At 46.4% G+C, this 768-nt stretch carries 1 protein-coding gene and 1 pseudogene; both read right to left on the bottom strand.

Features of this window, described 5'->3' with window-relative positions; all coding sequences use genetic code 11:
- Nucleotides 1-136 precede the first annotated feature (136 nt).
- A complete protein-coding gene (locus R7P74_RS26020) occupies nucleotides 137-631 on the bottom strand; it encodes a cyclin-dependent kinase inhibitor 3 family protein (RefSeq protein WP_318123540.1) in 495 nt (164 codons plus the stop codon).
- Between the two features lie 9 nt (nucleotides 632-640).
- Nucleotides 641-768: pseudogene (locus R7P74_RS26015) on the bottom strand (ArsJ-associated glyceraldehyde-3-phosphate dehydrogenase); the annotation flags it as partial.

Genomic DNA, 768 nt, shown 5'->3' with positions numbered 1-768 from the left:
TATAATTGAAAATTAATAATCAATAAAAACAAAAGATTAACCTGCCACCTTCCGTTTTTATCGCTGAGCTATATTCCATTATAAAAACCAGACAATAGCTTTGGGATCATGATGTTCCAAAAGCTATTTAAGCTGATCAGGCGTCTTTTGCCACCCGTTCGATGTACTCAAGCTGCACTGGTTTGGTAAACGCGCCTGGGCGCAGTGCCTGAACTTCTCGCACGATATCGTCCAGCGTCGATTCTTTTTCTAGCAGTAAGTGAGCTGCGAACAAACCAGTGCGACCCGAGCCACCCATGCAGTGCATCGCGACTTTGCCATCTTGAGCAAGAATCGCATGCAGTTCAGGGCTAGCTTGTTGCCACTTCATCGCGAAATCCTCACTGGGTGCGCAATCATCTTCAAGCTCTATCTGGAACCATTTCATACCCAGTTGTTGGGTAACTTCACCCCAATCCGCGACGTCTTTCGATGCTAGCTCAGCATTGTCCAATGCCGTAACCACGGCTTGAACACCCTGCTCTTTTAATTGCTGTAAAGACGTTTGCAAATCGACGCCTTTAGTACCCGGGCACGGTGTTAAAACTAATGCACCAGAGTCCAAATCTAATTGCCATATAGGATGAGACATTGTGAACTCCTATTCAGCCAAACCAACGTTACGAACCAATTCTGCGGTGCGCGTTGCGTAACCCATTTCATTGTCGTACCACGCGTAAATCTTCACCATGCGAGAACCAACGACCATTGTTGAGAGTGCATCAACGA

The organism is Vibrio sp. 2033 (assembly GCF_033339735.1).
This window is presented reverse-complemented; position numbering and strand designations above follow the sequence as displayed.